Source organism: Zoogloea sp. GW822-FHT05C07, from assembly GCF_058800215.1.
Genome location: NZ_CM179510.1, coordinates 4,125,313 through 4,142,714 on the forward strand (window position 1 = coordinate 4,125,313; position 17,402 = coordinate 4,142,714).

Annotated in this window: 11 protein-coding genes, 2 tRNA genes and 3 rRNA genes; 12 read left to right on the top strand and 4 right to left on the bottom strand. The window is 56.7% G+C overall.

All coding sequences use genetic code 11. The annotated features are described in order from the left end of the window. Window positions 1–20 precede the first annotated feature (20 nt). Together AC3QL2_RS19015 and AC3QL2_RS19020 are read right to left on the bottom strand one after the other, a co-directional pair. Complete coding sequence (locus tag AC3QL2_RS19015; RefSeq protein WP_493236250.1) at window positions 21–971, bottom strand: alpha-E domain-containing protein; 951 nt, start codon at window positions 969–971, stop codon at window positions 21–23. A gap of 2 nt (window positions 972–973) precedes the next feature. Further along, window positions 974–2,392 (bottom strand): circularly permuted type 2 ATP-grasp protein, encoded by a 1,419-nt coding sequence (locus AC3QL2_RS19020; RefSeq protein ID WP_493236251.1) that lies wholly within the window; start codon window positions 2,390–2,392, stop codon window positions 974–976. 330 nt (window positions 2,393–2,722) lie between these two features. On the opposite strand from AC3QL2_RS19020, the gene AC3QL2_RS19025 reads away from it, so the two are divergent. The 8 genes from AC3QL2_RS19025 to AC3QL2_RS19060 all read left to right on the top strand — a co-directional run bounded on the left by AC3QL2_RS19025 (window position 2,723) and on the right by AC3QL2_RS19060 (window position 10,397). Further along, complete coding sequence (locus tag AC3QL2_RS19025; RefSeq protein ID WP_493236252.1) at window positions 2,723–3,349, top strand: pseudouridine synthase; 627 nt, start codon at window positions 2,723–2,725, stop codon at window positions 3,347–3,349. 109 nt (window positions 3,350–3,458) lie between these two features. Further along, a protein-coding gene (locus AC3QL2_RS19030) for an IS5 family transposase (protein ID WP_493240282.1) occupies window positions 3,459–4,279 on the top strand; the annotation gives its coding sequence in 2 pieces (ribosomal slippage) (window positions 3,459–3,807 and window positions 3,807–4,279; 822 coding nt in all). Window positions 4,280–4,665: 386 nt separating this feature from the next. Continuing rightward, a 16S ribosomal RNA gene (locus AC3QL2_RS19035) occupies window positions 4,666–6,203 on the top strand. 137 nt (window positions 6,204–6,340) lie between these two features. Then, window positions 6,341–6,417, top strand: a tRNA-Ile gene (locus AC3QL2_RS19040). Window positions 6,418–6,427: 10 nt separating this feature from the next. After that, window positions 6,428–6,503: transfer RNA gene (locus AC3QL2_RS19045), tRNA-Ala, on the top strand. Window positions 6,504–6,739: 236 nt separating this feature from the next. Then, window positions 6,740–9,622, top strand: a 23S ribosomal RNA gene (locus AC3QL2_RS19050). 118 nt (window positions 9,623–9,740) lie between these two features. Continuing rightward, window positions 9,741–9,853: ribosomal RNA gene (rrf, locus tag AC3QL2_RS19055) — 5S ribosomal RNA — on the top strand. The 16S, 23S and 5S rRNA genes sit together here with 2 tRNA genes alongside, the layout of an rRNA operon. A gap of 352 nt (window positions 9,854–10,205) precedes the next feature. Then, entirely contained in the window at window positions 10,206–10,397 is a 192-nt protein-coding gene (locus AC3QL2_RS19060; protein ID WP_493240418.1) for an integrase core domain-containing protein, read from the top strand. Window positions 10,398–10,523: 126 nt separating this feature from the next. Here AC3QL2_RS19060 and rho read toward each other — a convergent pair whose 3' ends face one another. Together rho and trxA are read right to left on the bottom strand one after the other, a co-directional pair. Further along, a complete protein-coding gene (rho, locus tag AC3QL2_RS19065) occupies window positions 10,524–11,783 on the bottom strand; it encodes a transcription termination factor Rho (RefSeq protein WP_493233139.1) in 1,260 nt (419 codons plus the stop codon). 162 nt (window positions 11,784–11,945) lie between these two features. Then, window positions 11,946–12,272 carry a thioredoxin TrxA gene (trxA, locus tag AC3QL2_RS19070; protein ID WP_493233138.1) on the bottom strand — a complete coding sequence of 109 codons (327 nt, stop codon included), beginning with the start codon at window positions 12,270–12,272 and terminating at the stop codon, window positions 11,946–11,948. 327 nt (window positions 12,273–12,599) lie between these two features. On the opposite strand from trxA, the gene fdxA reads away from it, so the two are divergent. The 4 genes from fdxA to ilvB all read left to right on the top strand — a co-directional run bounded on the left by fdxA (window position 12,600) and on the right by ilvB (window position 17,401). Beyond that, on the top strand, window positions 12,600–12,923 hold the full coding sequence (gene fdxA, locus AC3QL2_RS19075; RefSeq protein WP_493233137.1) for a ferredoxin FdxA: 324 nt from the start codon (window positions 12,600–12,602) through the stop codon (window positions 12,921–12,923). A gap of 175 nt (window positions 12,924–13,098) precedes the next feature. Beyond that, window positions 13,099–13,548, top strand: coding sequence for a CBS domain-containing protein (locus tag AC3QL2_RS19080; protein WP_493233136.1), 450 nt, complete (start codon window positions 13,099–13,101; stop codon window positions 13,546–13,548). Window positions 13,549–13,785: 237 nt separating this feature from the next. Further along, a complete protein-coding gene (locus AC3QL2_RS19085) occupies window positions 13,786–15,462 on the top strand; it encodes a long-chain-fatty-acid--CoA ligase (RefSeq protein WP_493233151.1) in 1,677 nt (558 codons plus the stop codon). A gap of 274 nt (window positions 15,463–15,736) precedes the next feature. Further along, window positions 15,737–17,401, top strand: a complete 1,665-nt coding sequence (ilvB, locus tag AC3QL2_RS19090; RefSeq protein ID WP_493233135.1) for an acetolactate synthase large subunit — start codon at window positions 15,737–15,739, stop codon at window positions 17,399–17,401. The last annotated feature ends 1 nt before the right edge of the window (window position 17,402 follow it).

The following is a 17,402-nucleotide window of genomic DNA, read 5'->3' on the forward strand; positions in this document are numbered from 1 at the left end:
TTGCCAAGCCCTAATTGCATTCATGCGCATGCCGGGATGAGGAAGTCTTCGGAAATGCGGCAGCCAAGATCAAAGATGCGATCGCGGAAGTCTTCCAGGTAATTGCGGAAGCCGACTTCGAAGATGCGCTCGATGCGGCCAAAGCGCAGATGGGACTCCAGTTCGCCGGCAAGTCTTTCGGTTTCCGCCGAGCGTGCGTTCGAGACGCGCGTCAGGTTTGAGTAGACTTCCTTCATGCTGCGGGCCAGCGAGCGGGGCATGTCGGCGCGCAGGATCAGGAGTTCGGCAACCCGCAGCGGCGTGATCTGGTCACGGTAGACCTTTCGATACACCTCGAAGGCCGAGACGGACTGCAGCAGGGCGCTCCACTGGTAATAGTCGTTGGTTTGTGTGGTGTCCTCGTCGGAGCCAGGCAGCAGGTTGAGATACTTGACCTCCAGGATCCGTGCGGTGTTGTCTGCTCGTTCGAGAAAGGTCCCGAGCCGGATGAAGCGTAGCGACTCGTCTTGCAGCATGGTTCCGATGGTGACGCCGCGCGACAGATGGGACCGGTATTTCACCCATTCGAAGAATGCGCCAGGGCCGTTCTCCCAGAGCTTGGCTGGATTGAAATCCCGCATCTTGAGCCAGGTCTCGTTGGATGTTTCCCAGAGCTCGGAAGTCAGTGTGCCGCGAACGGCGTGGGCGTTCTCGCGGGTCGCACGCAGACAGCGGTAGATGCTGCCGGGGTTGTCCCTGTCGAAAATCATGAATTCGAGGACGGCCTCGGTGGTGTGGCGCGGATGCTTGGCCAGGAAGGTGTCCTGGAGCTCCATGATTTTCAGCATGCCCGCCCACATGGGCTCCACGTCCTCGCCGTTCCGGGGAAGGAGTGATAACCGGTAGGTGACGTCCAGAATACGGGCGGTGTTTTCGGCGCGTTCCATATAGCGCGCCATCCAGAACAGGTGGTCAGCGGTGCGGCTCAGCATTGTCAGGCCTCCAGTACCCAGGTGTCTTTGGTGCCCCCGCCTTGCGAGGAGTTCACCACCAGCGATCCTTCGCGCAGGGCGACACGAGTCAGACCACCCGGGACCATCTGGATCTCGGTGCCGGACAGCACAAACGGGCGTAGATCCAGGTGACGTGGTGCGATACCGCTTTCGACGAAGGTCGGGCAGTTCGAAAGAGCCAGTGTGGGTTGTGAAATGTACTTTTCAGGATTGGCTTCGAGGTGCTTGCGGAACGACTCGATCTGCTCCTTGGTGGACGCAGGGCCGACCAGCATTCCGTAGCCGCCGGCGCCGTGCACTTCCTTCACGACAAGTTCGGGCAGGTGGGCGAGGGTATAGGCCAGATCCTCGGGCTTGCGGCACATGTAGGTCGGAACGTTGTTGAGGATGGGCTCTTCGCCGAGGTAGAAGCGGATCATCTCGGGAACGTAAGGATAGATGGACTTGTCGTCCGCCACGCCTGTGCCGATGGCGTTGGAGAGGGTGACGCGACCGGCCCGATAGGCTTTCAGCAGGCCGGGAACGCCGATCATGGAGTCCTTGCGGAATGCTTGGGGATCCAGGAAGTCGTCATCCACGCGGCGGTAGATCACGTCAACGCGGCGCGGGCCTTGGGTTGTGCGCATGAAGACCTGCTCGTCCTCGACGAAGAGGTCCTGTCCTTCCACCAGTTCCACGCCCATCTGCTGTGCCAGGAAGGCATGCTCGAAATACGCACTGTTATATGCGCCGGGCGTCATCACGACTACTGTGGGGTCTGCCACGCCAACCGGAGCAACGCTACGCAGGGTATGCAGCAGCATGTCCGGATAGTGCTCGACCGGGGCTACGCGGTGCCTCGCGAAGAGCTCGGGGAAGAGGCGCATCATCATGCGGCGGTCTTCGAGCATGTACGACACGCCCGACGGCACCCGCAGATTGTCTTCAAGTACGTAGAACTCGCCGGCACCGGCGCGTACGACGTCGACGCCCGCAATGTGTGCGTAGATGTCGCAAGGGACGTTAACGCCCTGCATTTCCGGGCGGTACTGTGCGTTCTTCAGTACCTGGTCGGCGGGAATGTGCCCGGCTTTCAGGATTTCCTGGTCGTGGTAGATATCGTGAATGAAGGTGTTCAGCGCTTTGACGCGTTGACGCAGGCCCGCTTCCAGGCTCTTCCATTCCTTTGCCGGGATGATGCGGGGAATGATGTCGAATGGGATCAGGCGCTCCGTACCCGACTCTTCGCCGTAAACAGCGAAGGTGATGCCGTATCGGTGGAAGAGGGCGTCCGCCTCTGCTCTCTTGCGTTCAATGCGGTCCGCCGGAGTATCTTTCAACCACGCGGCATAGCCAGCGTAATGCGCGCGGACACTCCCATCATCCGCTGTCATTTCATTGAAGAATTTTGTGATGGCCATTAGCGCTCGCCTATTGTGTTGTGAAGCAGAGATACCACTTTTGGTATAGCTAAAAGCATGCCAAATAAAAAATCATAGTAAACAAAAGGGTTTACAGTTCGACTCAAACAAAATGCACTGCTTCGGTGCGTTGGCACTGTCATGGGGATTTGCCTGTGCCGCAATTCGGTGCGCATGTTCCAGGTGGATGTTCGAGGGGGTTTTGGGTCGTGCTGGGCGCGTCGTGAAGGCGAGGTGTGCCAGAATCCAGCTCCCGCTTAAAGAGGGTGGATCTTGATGTGTAGTGCTGCGTTGTCGCCTTCCCCCGTCGTCTATGCTCCTCCCCTCGGGATGCCGAGGGTTGTATTTCAGGACGAAAGCCTCCTCGTGCTGGACAAACCGGCTGGGTTGCTTACGGTGCCCGGGCGTGGGGCTGAACGCATGGATTGTCTTGCGTCTCGCGTGCAGGCTGTCTATCCCGCCGCTCGCATTGTTCATCGTTTGGACATGGCAACGTCAGGGTTGGTTGTCATGGCAATGGGGCGGGATATGGAGCGACAGCTGAGTATCGCGTTTCAGCAGCGGCTGGTCGGCAAGCGGTATGTTGCGGTTGTTGCGGGCGGGTTGGATGAGGATGAGGGGGTAGTGGACTTCCCCCTCATCGTGGATTGGCCGAACCGGCCCAGGCAAAAAATTGATCGGGAACTGGGTAAGCCCGCGTTAACGCACTACCTAGTTCTGGGGCGTGATATTGCATCCGGCACAAGTCGTGTTGAACTTACTCCTGTCACGGGGAGATCTCATCAGCTACGTGTACATATGATGGCAATCGGGCACCCCATTCTTGGCGATGATCTGTATGCCGGCGTAGCTGAGCGAACGGCGACGTCGCGTTTGCTGCTACATGCGGCTGGCCTTGCCGTTCCGCACCCGGTGAATGGCCAGCTCTTACGTTTTGCGAGTGAGCCGCCGTTTTGAGGTCGTTCGATCGCCAGCTTCTTAGAAGCTCTAACAAAAAGACCCATTCGCCCCTGTTCACGATGGTCGAATTTCGTTAACCTCGGCCTTGTTTCTTTGAATAGAGGACATGGCCAAAGCACTTCTCGACGACGATCTGTGGGCCTTGATCGAACCGTTGCTACCTCCCGCCAAGCCCCGTCGGAACAAGTATCCGGGGCGCAAGCCGCTCGATGATCGAGCGGTTCTGACCGGCATCCTGTTCGTCCTGCAAAGCGGCATCCCTTGGGAGATGCTGCCCCAGGAAATGGGCTGCGGCTCGGGCATGAGTTGCTGGCGGCGCCTGCGTGCCTGGCAGGAAGCGGGTGTCTGGGACAGGCTGCATGAGGTACTGCTGGCTCGCTTACGCACGGCCGACAGGATCGATTGGTCCCGTTGCATCGTCGATTCTTCCTCCATTCGTGCTGTGGGTGCGGGTCAAAAACAGGACCCAATCCCACCGATCGCGCACGCCCCGGCTCCAAGCACCACCTGATCACCGAAGCGCAGGGCATTCCGTTGGCGGTCATCCTGACCGGCGCCAATCGCAACGACGTAACCCAACTTTTGCCCTTGGTCGAAGCCATTCCACCTATTCGTGGCAAGCGGGGGCGCCCACTCTCCAAGCCCCGCATCATCCAGGCCGACCGTGGCTACGATCACGACAAGTACCGCCGGCCCCTTCACGCTCAAGGCATCAAGACCGAGATCGCCCGGCGCAACACGCCGCACGGCAGCGGCTTGGGCAAAACCCGCTGGGTGGTCGAGCGAACCATCGGCTGGCTCCACAATTACCGACGCCTGCGGGTTCGATTCGAGCGATTGGCCGTCATTCACGAAGCCTTTATCAAGATCGCCTGCAGCCTTATTTGCTGGCGAAAACTGAACTGCGCGGAAAACTCATTTTGTTAGGTCTTCTTAGTGCGATCCTGTACGTGAAATTATTTTTCCAAATAGTGTTGACGCATTCCGATAACTCTTTATAATGCGCAGCTCTTTCGCTGCAGCGCGTTACGAAGTAGGCGCTACGGGGTGAGGAGGCGGTGCTGAAGCGGTTTGTGTGTTTCGGTGCTGGCGCGTTAAGCAGTTTGTTTCGAAGTGCTGAAACAAACTGCTTGACAGGGTTAAAAGGCTCTGTATAATGCGCACCTCTTCGCTGCTTCTGCAGCAGTTCTTTAAAAAGATGAACAACCGATAGGTGTGGGTGCTCGGTTTTGAGGGGTGACTGATTTATATCAGAAGCCACAAAGAAATTGAAGTATCTGCAGAAATCGTCAGGTTTCTGGAGTTTTTGGATTGAACTTAAGAGTTTGATCCTGGCTCAGATTGAACGCTGGCGGCATGCTTTACACATGCAAGTCGAACGGCAGCACGGGCTTCGGCCTGGTGGCGAGTGGCGAACGGGTGAGTAATGCATCGGAACGTGCCGTGTAATGGGGGATAACGTAGCGAAAGTTACGCTAATACCGCATACGCCCTGAGGGGGAAAGCGGGGGATCGTAAGACCTCGCGTTATACGAGCGGCCGATGTCGGATTAGCTAGTTGGTGGGGTAAAGGCCTACCAAGGCGACGATCCGTAGCGGGTCTGAGAGGATGATCCGCCACACTGGGACTGAGACACGGCCCAGACTCCTACGGGAGGCAGCAGTGGGGAATTTTGGACAATGGGCGAAAGCCTGATCCAGCCATGCCGCGTGAGTGAAGAAGGCCTTCGGGTTGTAAAGCTCTTTCAGTCGGAAAGAAATCCTTCGGGTTAATACCTCGGGGGGATGACGGTACCGACAGAAGAAGCACCGGCTAACTACGTGCCAGCAGCCGCGGTAATACGTAGGGTGCGAGCGTTAATCGGAATTACTGGGCGTAAAGCGTGCGCAGGCGGTGATGTAAGACAGATGTGAAATCCCCGGGCTCAACCTGGGAACTGCGTTTGTGACTGCATCACTCGAGTACGGCAGAGGGAGGTGGAATTCCGCGTGTAGCAGTGAAATGCGTAGAGATGCGGAGGAACACCGATGGCGAAGGCAGCCTCCTGGGCCAGTACTGACGCTCATGCACGAAAGCGTGGGGAGCAAACAGGATTAGATACCCTGGTAGTCCACGCCCTAAACGATGTCAACTAGTTGTTCGGTGAGGAGACTCATTGAGTAACGCAGCTAACGCGTGAAGTTGACCGCCTGGGGAGTACGGCCGCAAGGTTAAAACTCAAAGGAATTGACGGGGACCCGCACAAGCGGTGGATGATGTGGATTAATTCGATGCAACGCGAAAAACCTTACCTACCCTTGACATGCCAGGAACTTGCCAGAGATGGCTTGGTGCTCGAAAGAGAGCCTGGACACAGGTGCTGCATGGCTGTCGTCAGCTCGTGTCGTGAGATGTTGGGTTAAGTCCCGCAACGAGCGCAACCCTTGTCATTAGTTGCCAGCATTAAGTTGGGCACTCTAATGAGACTGCCGGTGACAAACCGGAGGAAGGTGGGGATGACGTCAAGTCCTCATGGCCCTTATGGGTAGGGCTTCACACGTCATACAATGGTCGGTACAGAGGGTTGCCAAGCCGCGAGGTGGAGCCAATCCCAGAAAGCCGATCGTAGTCCGGATTGGAGTCTGCAACTCGACTCCATGAAGTCGGAATCGCTAGTAATCGCAGATCAGCATGCTGCGGTGAATACGTTCCCGGGTCTTGTACACACCGCCCGTCACACCATGGGAGTGGGGTTTACCAGAAGTAGGTAGCTTAACCGCAAGGAGGGCGCTTACCACGGTGAGCTTCATGACTGGGGTGAAGTCGTAACAAGGTAGCCGTATCGGAAGGTGCGGCTGGATCACCTCCTTTCTAGAGAAAAACCTCTGAATCGAGTATCCACAACCTATCGGTTGTTTTTTAAAGAACAGTGAGAGGCTGGGCGTCAGGCAGTGAGACATCGCGGGCTGATGTCGGGCTGTCTGGGCTGATCCTCGAAACAGTAATGGGGGTCAGTAGCTCAGTCGGTTAGAGCACCGTCTTGATAAGGCGGGGGTCGTAGGTTCGATTCCTACCTGACCCACCAAGCGATCAAAGGGGGCATAGCTCAGCTGGGAGAGCACCGGCTTTGCAAGCCGGGGGTCGTCGGTTCGATCCCGACTGCCTCCACCAGAGATCAGAACAAAGCAGCACGGTGCGTGTGCTTTGTTCTGGTTTTTGCCAGTAAGACTGTTCGATCTTTAACAAAGTGGAAGAAGTGTGTAGCGTCTGTTGATGAGACAGAGGCTACATGGGTTGTGTGATTGCATTTGCATCACTGCTGGCTTTGAACCAGCACAGTGGTGATGCGCACAAGCGCGAGTTCGTCGATAGCTTTGTCTCTGAGCAATCAGAGTGCAACGTTATAGGATCAAGCGACAAAGTGCATGTGGTGGATGCCTTGGCGATCACAGGCGATGAAGGACGTGCAAGCCTGCGAAAAGCGGGGGGGAGCTGGCAATGGAGCTTTGATCCCCCGATATCCGAATGGGGAAACCCACCTCTTTTGAGGTATCCCTGACTGAATTCATAGGTCAGTGGAAGCGAACCGGGAGAACTGAAACATCTAAGTACCCCGAGGAAAAGAAATCAACCGAGATTCCCCAAGTAGTGGCGAGCGAACGGGGATGAGCCTGCACGACTAAACCGGTTACTTAACAGAACAAGCTGGAAAGCTTGGCCATAGTGGGTGATAGCCCCGTATGTGAAAAGTAGCCGGCGGGTCTGAGCGTGCGACAAGTAGGGCGGGACACGTGAAATCCTGTCTGAAGATGGGGGGACCATCCTCCAAGGCTAAATACTCGTGATCGACCGATAGTGAACCAGTACCGTGAGGGAAAGGCGAAAAGAACCCCGGGAGGGGAGTGAAATAGATCCTGAAACCGCATGCATACAAACAGTGGGAGCCTCGCAAGGGGTGACTGCGTACCTTTTGTATAATGGGTCAGCGACTTACGTTCAGTAGCAAGCTTAACCGGATAGGGGAGGCGTAGCGAAAGCGAGTCTGATAAGGGCGATTCAGTTGCTGGGCGTAGACCCGAAACCAAGTGATCTATCCATGGCCAGGATGAAGGTGCGGTAACACGCACTGGAGGTCCGAACCCACTAATGTTGAAAAATTAGGGGATGAGCTGTGGATAGGGGTGAAAGGCTAAACAAACTTGGAAATAGCTGGTTCTCCCCGAAAACTATTTAGGTAGTGCCTCGTGCGGACACTTCCGGGGGTAGAGCACTGTAATCGTTGGGGGGGTCATTGCGATCTACCCCGCGATAGCAAACTCCGAATACCGGAAAGTGATACACGGGAGACAGACGGTGGGTGCTAACGTCCATCGTCAAGAGGGAAACAACCCAGACCGCCAGCTAAGGTCCCAAATACATGGCTAAGTGGAAAACGAGGTGGGAAGGCATAGACAGCTAGGAGGTTGGCTTAGAAGCAGCCACCCTTTAAAGAAAGCGTAATAGCTCACTAGTCGAGTCGTCCTGCGCGGAAGATGTAACGGGGCTCAAGCCATGAACCGAAGCTGCGGATCTCGTAAGAGATGGTAGGGGAGCGTTCTGTAAGTCTGTGAAGGTGTCTTGTAAAGGATGCTGGAGATATCAGAAGTGCGAATGCTGACATGAGTAGCGATAAAGGGTGTGAAAAGCACCCTCGCCGAAAGCCCAAGGTTTCCTGCGCAACGTTCATCGACGCAGGGTGAGTCGGCCCCTAAGGCGAGGCAGAAATGCGTAGTCGATGGGAAACAGGTCAATATTCCTGTACCGCTCTATGATGCGATGGGGGGACGGAGAAGGTTAGGTCAGCCGGGTGTTGGACGTCCCGGTTTAAGCGTGTAGGCGTGCTCTTTAGGCAAATCCGGAGAGCTTAGCTGAGGCGTGACGACGAGGTCTCTTTGAGACCGAAGTGATTGATACCCTGCTTCCAGGAAAAGCCTCTAAGCTTCAGTCATAGAGTGACCGTACCGCAAACCGACACAGGTGGGCAGGTAGAAGATACTAAGGCGCTTGAGAGAACTCAGGAGAAGGAACTCGGCAAATTGATACCGTAACTTCGGGAGAAGGTATGCCTCGGTAGCTTGTAGGAGTACATCCGAAGGGCGAAGAGGCCGCAGAGAATCGGTGGCTGCGACTGTTTATTAAAAACACAGCACTCTGCAAACACGAAAGTGGACGTATAGGGTGTGACGCCTGCCCGGTGCCGGAAGGTTAAGTGATGGGGTGCAAGCTCTTGATCGAAGCCCCGGTAAACGGCGGCCGTAACTATAACGGTCCTAAGGTAGCGAAATTCCTTGTCGGGTAAGTTCCGACCTGCACGAATGGCGTAACGATGGCCACACTGTCTCCTCCTGAGACTCAGCGAAGTTGAAGTGTTTGTGAAGATGCAATCTCCCCGCGGCTAGACGGAAAGACCCCATGAACCTTTACTGTAGCTTTGCATTGGACTTTGACGGGACTTGTGTAGGATAGGTGGGAGGCGCTGAGACCAGGACGCTAGTTCTGGTGGAGCCGTCCTTGAAATACCACCCTGGTGTCGTTGAGGTTCTAACCTAGGTCTGTGAATCCAGATCGGGGACCGTGCATGGTAGGCAGTTTGACTGGGGCGGTCTCCTCCCAAAAGGTAACGGAGGAGTACGAAGGTCTTCTAGGTACGGTCGGACATCGTACTGATAGTGCAATGGCAAAAGAAGGCTTGACTGCGAGACCGACAAGTCGAGCAGGTGCGAAAGCAGGTCATAGTGATCCGGTGGTTCTGTATGGAAGGGCCATCGCTCAACGGATAAAAGGTACTCTGGGGATAACAGGCTGATTCCGCCCAAGAGTTCACATCGACGGCGGAGTTTGGCACCTCGATGTCGGCTCATCACATCCTGGGGCTGTAGCCGGTCCCAAGGGTATGGCTGTTCGCCATTTAAAGTGGTACGTGAGCTGGGTTTAAAACGTCGTGAGACAGTTTGGTCCCTATCTGCCGTGGGCGCTGGATATTTGAGGGGGCCTGCTCCTAGTACGAGAGGACCGGAGTGGACGGATCTCTGGTGTACCGGTTGTGACGCCAGTCGCATCGCCGGGTAGCTAAATCCGGAAGAGATAACCGCTGAAAGCATCTAAGCGGGAAACTCGCCTCAAGATGAGATATCCCTGGGAACTTGATTCCCCTGAAGGGTCGTTGAAGACCACGACGTTGATAGGCTGGGTGTGGAAGCGCAGTAATGCGTTAAGCTAACCAGTACTAATTGCCCGTGAGGCTTGATCCTATAACCTTGCAAAAAAGTGCAAGATGAACACCGCGCACAGCGCAGTCACACACCCCACAGAACACTTCTTCCCTTTGACGCTCAGCGCGAAAGCGCGCCTGAGCGGTACAAGTTATAGTCTGACGACCATAGCGTCTTGGAACCACCCCTTCCCATCCCGAACAGGACCGTGAAACGAGACCGCGCCGATGATAGTGCACAGCCGTGCGTGAAAGTAGGTCATCGTCAGACTAACCCATCGAAGCCCCCGCAGAGTTCTCTGCGGGGGCTTTTTGTATTGGAAATTCGGAACCAAGAACACCCGCCCGAACCCGCGCAACCCTTACCGTATCACCATACAGCCGCGTAACGACCCGAATGTCTTGCGCACCACCGTCCGAAATCGAAACCTGGATTGATGAAGCCGGCCCGGGCATGGAAAACGCGCTGCGGGCTCGAGAAAATGGCAGTCCCTGCTGGGCGAGGACGAGACGTGATCGGGACGATCCGGGGTTTCACCAGCCGCTGCTACACGGTGCTGGTCAATTGAAGCAAGTGTTCATCACGCCCTATACCGCCATCGCGGAATGGATTGGTGGAACGGATGATTCGCACGCTGAAGGCGCAACGCTTCCACCGCCACCGCGTCGAAACCTTGCAGCACGCCAGCCATGTGATCGGCGACTGGATTCAGTTCTACAACCACCAACACCTTCATTGGGCTCTGGATATGAAGACACCTGCTGAGGCATTTGCTTCAGCGGTTGTGACCGGGGAAGCGTTTGCTGGGACCTGAACAGCCAGTATCGCGTGGCCTGACCTATACGGGTCTCTGTTCGGTCAATACCGCAGCTGAAAAGAAAGCAAAAAGGCCACATGAGAATGCGGCCTTTTTGTATGGTGAGGCTGTTACGTAGTTGGTTCAGCCTCGACGCATTGCATCGAAAAACTCATTGTTGTTTTTCGTTGCCTTGATCTTGTCGAGCAAGAACTCCATTGCGTCGATGTCATCCATGCCGTAAAGGAGCTTGCGAAGAACCCAGACTTTTTGAAGTATATCGGCTTTGAGAAGAAGTTCTTCGCGACGGGTGCCAGAGCGGTTAACGTTGATGGCAGGATAAACCCGCTTTTCGGCCATACGGCGATCCAGGTGGATTTCCATATTGCCGGTACCTTTGAACTCTTCGTAGATGACATCATCCATGCGACTGCCTGTATCGATGAGGGCTGTGGCGATGATCGTCAGAGAGCCGCCCTCTTCGATATTCCGGGCGGCGCCGAAGAAGCGCTTGGGCTTCTGCAGGGCGTTTGCGTCCACACCACCGGTCAGAACCTTGCCGGAGGCAGGGACGACGGTGTTGTATGCTCGGGCCAGGCGTGTCAGGGAGTCGAGCAGAATGACGACATCTTTCTTGTGCTCAACGAGACGCTTGGCCTTTTCAATCACCATTTCCGCCACTTGTACGTGCCGGATGGCGGGTTCGTCAAAGGTGGAGGCGACGACTTCGCCCTTGACCGAGCGTTGCATCTCCGTGACTTCCTCGGGGCGTTCATCGATCAGCAGCACTATCACGACGACATCCGGATGGTTCGACGTGATGGAGTGGGCGATGTGTTGAAGCATCACCGTCTTGCCGCTCTTTGGGGGTGCAACGAGAAGCCCCCGCTGCCCCTTCCCGATGGGAGAGATCATGTCGATCACTCGGGAGGTGATGTTCTCTTCCCCGCGGATATCCCTCTCCAGCTTCAGGCACTGATTGGGATGAAGAGGAGTCAGGTTCTCGAAAAGAATCTTGTGCTTCGATGCCTCAGGAGGCTCGAAATTGACCTTGTCTACCTTGACCAGCGCAAAGTAGCGCTCGCCGTCCTTGGGCGTTCGGATCTCACCCTCAACGGTGTCCCCAGTGTGGAGATTGAAGCGTCGAATCTGGCTGGGGGAAACGTAGATGTCGTCGGTGCCTGCTAGGTAAGAGGTGTCCGGAGAGCGCAGGAACCCGAAGCCGTCGGGCAGCACCTCCATGACTCCGTCACCGTAGATGGGCTCCCCCTTCTTGGCGCGATTCTTGAGAAGTGCGAAGACGAGTTCCTGCTTGCGCAGGCGATTGGCGCCTTCAATTTCGTTGGCAATGGCCATTTCAAGCAATTGACCAACATGGAGGGACTTCAGCTCCGAGAGTTGCATGGCAGGCAGCGGTGAGGGGAGGTGTAGGGAATTAGGAGATCTAGGCGCGACAGAGTTGTCACTATGTGTGCAGCGGCAGGGTGCCAGAGCTGCACCTGGGGACCGGAACCTGTCCTAAGATAGTTCCGGTACCAATGTGGAATTTTTGTAACTTAACCTGATTTACATGTGGCTGTCAATGAACGCGGCCAGTTGAGACTTAGACAGGGCTCCAACCTTGGTGGCTTCTATGTTGCCGCCCTTGAAGAGCATGAGTGTCGGGATTCCACGAATGCCATACTTGGCAGGGGTGTCCTGATTCTCGTCGATGTTCAGCTTGGCCACTTTGAGCTTGCCTTCGTATTCCTTGGCCACTTCGTCGAGGATAGGGGCGATCATCTTGCACGGACCGCACCACTCCGCCCAGTAGTCGACGAGGACAGGGCTGGGCGACTGGAGTACTTCCGCATCGAAGTTGGCGTCGGTGACGTAATGGATGTGTTCGCTCATGGTGCCTCGTACATTCAGGGGGTGGCGTTGCAGGTGAGGGAAGGGCGTGCCAAAGCCACACAACCTGTGCAACAGGATGACAGCGTGGGCATGCTAGCGAATCTTGCTTTGCAAGAAAAGCATTTTTCTCGCCTACTTGGCTAAAGTGTGGTAGTGCCTATTCTTGTCAACCTTGACGGGAGGATTGCATCAGCCTACGGCGAGGGCCGCCTTCAGCGTGACGAATGGGGTATATTTCAGCCCCTAAACTACTTGACGGCGTGAGTTGGTCCCCGAGCAGTATCCGCGGATGTCAATCCAGTGCCAAGACATATAGGAGTACGCCCCATGACTTATGTTGTTACTGAGAACTGCATCCGTTGCAAGTACACCGACTGCGTGGATGTTTGTCCGGTGGATTGTTTTCGAGAGGGGCCCAACTTCCTCGTCATCGACCCGGAAGAGTGTATCGACTGCACCTTGTGTGTGGCCGAGTGTCCTGCTGAGGCCATCTTCGCTGAGGACGATGTGCCGGCTAACCAGCAAGGATTCATTGCTCTCAATGCGGAGCTGGCTGCGCAGTGGACGCCGATCGTGGAGCGCAAGGATCCTCCTGCCGACGCGGACCAGTGGCGCGGAGTGAAGGACAAGCTGAAGCTCTTGGAGCGCTGAGCTCTCTAGGCGGTCGCCGGCATCGTGTATTGAAAATGAACAGATTCCTTCATATGTACACCATGTAAGGGAAGGCCCTGATACCTGCGGACTTTTCGCTGCCTCTGCAATCGAATACCATCGCGTGCAGTAATCATTTACGAGCACATTTGGTGCTCCCCATAGGAACGAAAAAATGCTGGTCAGTGAAATTCTCGCGATCAAAGGTAAGGTCCTTTTCACCATTGCGCCGAACAAGGCACTCTCCGAGGCTGTGGCTATCATGACGGAGCAGGATGTCGGATCTCTGGTGGTGTTCGATAAGGGGCGCATGGCGGGATTGCTGACATTCCGGGAGGTGTTGCTGGGCACTCAGAAGGCCGGCGCCGCTTGGCAAGACCTTCCCGTCGCCGACGCGATGCTGACGACGCCTGTTGTGGCTGCTCCCAACATGGAGATGGACGAGTTGCGTCGGCAAATGGTGGAGCACCACCAGCGCTATCTGCCTGTGATGGACGATACTGTTCTGTTGGGTGTCGTCTCCTTTCACGATGTGGCGAAAGCTGTGCTTGAAGAGCAAAGTTTCGAGAATCGCATGCTGAAAAACTACATCCGCAACTGGCCGGCGGAAGAAGATCAGGCGTGATGTGATGTTGAAGCCGCGCCGCTCAGGGGCGCGGTAGCGGTCGGTGTTCAGGGCGAGGCATGGGCTGCATGCCGGTCGCTGCAAGGTGCGCCATAGAATGAAACATGCGCACCACAGCCGGAAGTACGTTGGTTGCCGACCACGTCTCGTGGTCGGAGCGCTCGAGCGGGGTTCGTTGGGTGAGGTGCAATGCCTCGTCTGTCGCAGGGCTATGTGACCAACGGCGAAGGAGGCAATATGGATAAAGTCTGGCTAAAGAGTTATCCCTCCGGCGTACCTGCGGAAATCGATCCGAACGAGTTCTCTTCCCTTGTCGATCTGTTTGACAAGAGTGTTCGCGCCTTTGGGGCGAACACTGCTTACGTCTGCATGGGTAAGGCCATGAGTTACGCGGAGCTGGATCGCCAGTCCCGTGACTTTGCTGCCTATCTGCAGGGTGAGCTCGGTTTGGGTAAGGGGGCCCGCATTGCACTGATGATGCCGAATTGCCTTCAGTACCCTGTCGCAATGTTTGGGGTTTTGCGGGCTGGTTGTACGGTGGTGAATGTCAATCCGCTATATACGGCTCGGGAGCTTGAGCATCAGCTGCATGATGCGGGTTGCGAAGCTATCGTCATTGTCGAGAATTTCGCCCATACGCTTCAGGATGTCATCGCACGTACCTCAGTGCGCCATGCGGTGGTGACGGGCCTGGGGGATCTGCTGAGTTTTCCAAAGTCGGCAATGGTGAATTTTGTGATTCGCCACGTGCGGAAAATGGTGCCGGCCTGGCAACTTCCAGGATCCTTGAGTTGCGGCGCCGCACTCAAGCTAGGACGGAAGCACGAGCTCCAGCCCGTGGCCGTCGATCATGATGATCTGGCCTATCTTCAATATACCGGTGGGACGACAGGGGTGGCCAAGGGGGCCATGCTGACCCATGGCAACATCGTTGCAAACCTGCAGCAGGCTCACGCGTGGATCAGCCCCTATGTGAGGGTTGGGTCTGAAGTCATCGTAACGGCCTTGCCCCTGTATCACATCTTTTCCCTCACAGCGAACTGCCTGACCTTCTTCAAGATCGGTGCGACAAACGTGCTCATTACCAACCCGCGGGATATTCCGGGGTTCGTGGCAGAACTGGCGCGTCATCGCTTTACTGTGATCACCGGGGTCAACACCTTGTTCAATGCGCTGCTGAATGATCCGGGGTTTGCCCGGCTGGATTTCTCGGCGCTGAAGATTGCCTTGGGTGGCGGAATGGCCGTCCAGCAGAGTGTGGCCGATCGTTGGAGGAAGGTGACCGGCAAGCCTCTGGCAGAGGCTTACGGCCTGACCGAAACTTCCCCGGCGGTCTGCATCAATCCGCTGGATTTGCCCGAGTTCAATCACTCCATAGGCTTGCCGATTTCATCCACCTCGGTCAGTTTGCGTGACGATGAAGGTAAGGAGGTGGCGCTCGGCGAGGCAGGTGAATTGTGCGTGCAGGGGCCGCAGGTCATGAAGGGCTACTATCGGCGCCCGGAGGATACTGCCCGGGCTTTCACGTCGGATGGCTTCCTGCGTACCGGCGATGTGGCAACCATGGACGCCGATGGTTTCGTGCGTATCGTGGATCGCAAAAAGGACATGATCCTCGTGTCCGGCTTCAATGTTTATCCGAACGAGGTCGAGGATGTGGTGGCAAGCCATCCAGGCGTGATGGAGGTTGCCGCGCTCGGCGTGCCGGACGAGCATTCCGGGGAGGCCGTGAAGATCTTCGTTGTGCGCAAGGACCCGACCCTGACCGCCGAAGCGCTGATCGATCACTGCCGGCTTGGGCTGACCGGGTATAAGGTGCCCCGTTTCGTGGAGTTTCGGGAGTCCTTGCCCAAGAGCAACGTGGGGAAGATCCTCCGGCGTGTCTTGCGGGATACCGGGCAGGTGAATGAATGACTTGTCAAAAAAAGAGCTTGTGTTTTTGATTGGATGTGAAGAATAATCCGTACTTAGTCTTGTATATGACCTCATGAACCTGATCGCCCGTTCCCTGCCTGTCGACGTAGTTGTAGTACGCGTAGTAAGCGTAGGTGTACGCGCGTCGTAAGGGTCCGTAGGTAATCGGTAAAGAATTTTCAGACCCCCGCCGGCGCGCAACCGGCGGGGGTTTTGTTTTTTGTCCCCCGGCCCGGAACGTTGTACGGCTCCCAAAGCCTCAAGGAGAATTTTGATGATGCAAATGACTGGAGCAGACCTGATCGTGAAGCTGCTCGAACGGCAGGGTATCCGCACTATCGCTGGCGTTCCCGGCGGAGCGGCCCTTCCGATGTATGACGCGCTGTCCAAGAGCGAGCAGATTCATCATGTGTTGTGTCGTCACGAACAAGGTGCGGGCTTCATCGCTCAGGGTATGGCACGCGTGTCCGGCCATCCGGAAGTGTGCCTAGCATCCAGCGGTCCTGGAGCGACCAACCTGATCACTGCGATCGCCGATGCCAAGCTGGACTCCATTCCCATCATCGCGCTGACCGGCCAGGTGCCGCTGTCGATGATCGGCACGGATGCCTTCCAGGAGGTGGACACCTACGGGCTCACGATTCCCATCACCAAGCACAATTTCCTGGTGCGTTCCGCTAAGGAACTGCTGACGGCAATCCCGGCTGCCTTCCGTATCGCCATGTCCGACCGGCCGGGCCCCGTCCTGGTGGATGTGCCCAAGGATGTGCAGAACCAGATGGTGAGCTTCGAGGAATACCCCGACGTGGTGGTGCCCGATGCTGCGCCCAGCTTCGACATCGGTGCGATCGAAGAGATTGCGAAAATGATCGAGGCGGCCGAGCGCCCCGTGCTTTACCTCGGCGGTGGCGTGATCCACTCCGGCGCCTCGCAGCTCGCGGTGACGCTGGCGGAGCAGGCTTCCCTGCCGACCACGATGACGCTGATGGCGCTGGGCGCCATGCCGATGGATCATCCCCTGTCCCTGGGCATGCTGGGCATGCACGGTGCGCGTTACACCAACTACGTCCTCGAAGAGGCCGATCTACTGATCTGTGTCGGTGCCCGTTTTGACGATCGCGCCATCGGCAAGACCGCCGAGTTCTGTCCGAACGCCAAGATCATCCATATCGACATCGACCGTTCCGAGCTGCACAAGGTCAAGACGGCGCATGTGGCGATTGCCGGGGATGTGGGGCAGGTGCTCTCCGAATTGCTGCCGCGTGTGAAGCCCCAGCTGCGCAAGCGCTGGCTGTCGCATGTGGATAGCCTGAAGGGGCGCTTCCCGTTGGCCATGCCCGGTGTGGACAATCCCCGTTCGCCGTATGGCCTCATCCATGCGGTGGCCAGCTGCCTGGACGACAGTGCCATCATCACCAGCGACGTGGGCCAGCACCAGATGTGGGTTGCGCAGGCCTATCCGTTCCGCCGTGCCCGCCAGTGGCTCAACTCCGGCGGCCTCGGAACCATGGGCTTCGGCTTCCCGGCAGCGATCGGTGCGGCGCTGGCCGAGCCCGAGCGCACGGTGGTCTGCTTCTCCGGTGACGGCAGCCTGAAGATGAACATTCAGGAAATGGCTACCGCGGCCCAGGAAAATGCCAACGTGAAGATCGTGCTGTTCAACAATCAGTCCCTGGGGCTGGTGCATCAGCAGCAGAATCTTTTCTACGGCAAGCGCATCATGGCATCCCGCTACGAGCGTCCCACCGACTTCCTGAAGATTGCTGACGGCTTTGGCATGCGTGCGGTCGATCTGGATCCGGCGCCGAATCCCCGAGCCGTGCTGGCCGAGGCGCTCAACACACCGGGACCCTGCCTGATCCACGCAACCATCGACCCGAACGAGTTCGTTTACCCCATGGTGCCGCCGGGCGCCGCCAACTCCGAGATGATCGGCTGAG

Bases quoted from the DNA above. Each gene is read 5' to 3' on its own strand.
- AC3QL2_RS19085 (WP_493233151.1), top strand. From the start codon at position 13,786: ATGGATAAAGTCTGGCTAAAGAGTTATCCCTCCGGCGTACCTGCGGAA.
- AC3QL2_RS19080 (WP_493233136.1), top strand. From the start codon at position 13,099: ATGCTGGTCAGTGAAATTCTCGCGATCAAAGGTAAGGTCCTTTTCACC.
- AC3QL2_RS19020 (WP_493236251.1), bottom strand. From the start codon at position 2,392: ATGGCCATCACAAAATTCTTCAATGAAATGACAGCGGATGATGGGAGT.
- trxA (WP_493233138.1), bottom strand. From the start codon at position 12,272: ATGAGCGAACACATCCATTACGTCACCGACGCCAACTTCGATGCGGAA.
- AC3QL2_RS19025 (WP_493236252.1), top strand. From the start codon at position 2,723: ATGCCGAGGGTTGTATTTCAGGACGAAAGCCTCCTCGTGCTGGACAAA.
- rho (WP_493233139.1), bottom strand. From the start codon at position 11,783: ATGCAACTCTCGGAGCTGAAGTCCCTCCATGTTGGTCAATTGCTTGAA.
- fdxA (WP_493233137.1), top strand. From the start codon at position 12,600: ATGACTTATGTTGTTACTGAGAACTGCATCCGTTGCAAGTACACCGAC.
- AC3QL2_RS19015 (WP_493236250.1), bottom strand. From the start codon at position 971: ATGCTGAGCCGCACCGCTGACCACCTGTTCTGGATGGCGCGCTATATG.
- ilvB (WP_493233135.1), top strand. From the start codon at position 15,737: ATGATGCAAATGACTGGAGCAGACCTGATCGTGAAGCTGCTCGAACGG.
- AC3QL2_RS19060 (WP_493240418.1), top strand. From the start codon at position 10,206: ATGATTCGCACGCTGAAGGCGCAACGCTTCCACCGCCACCGCGTCGAA.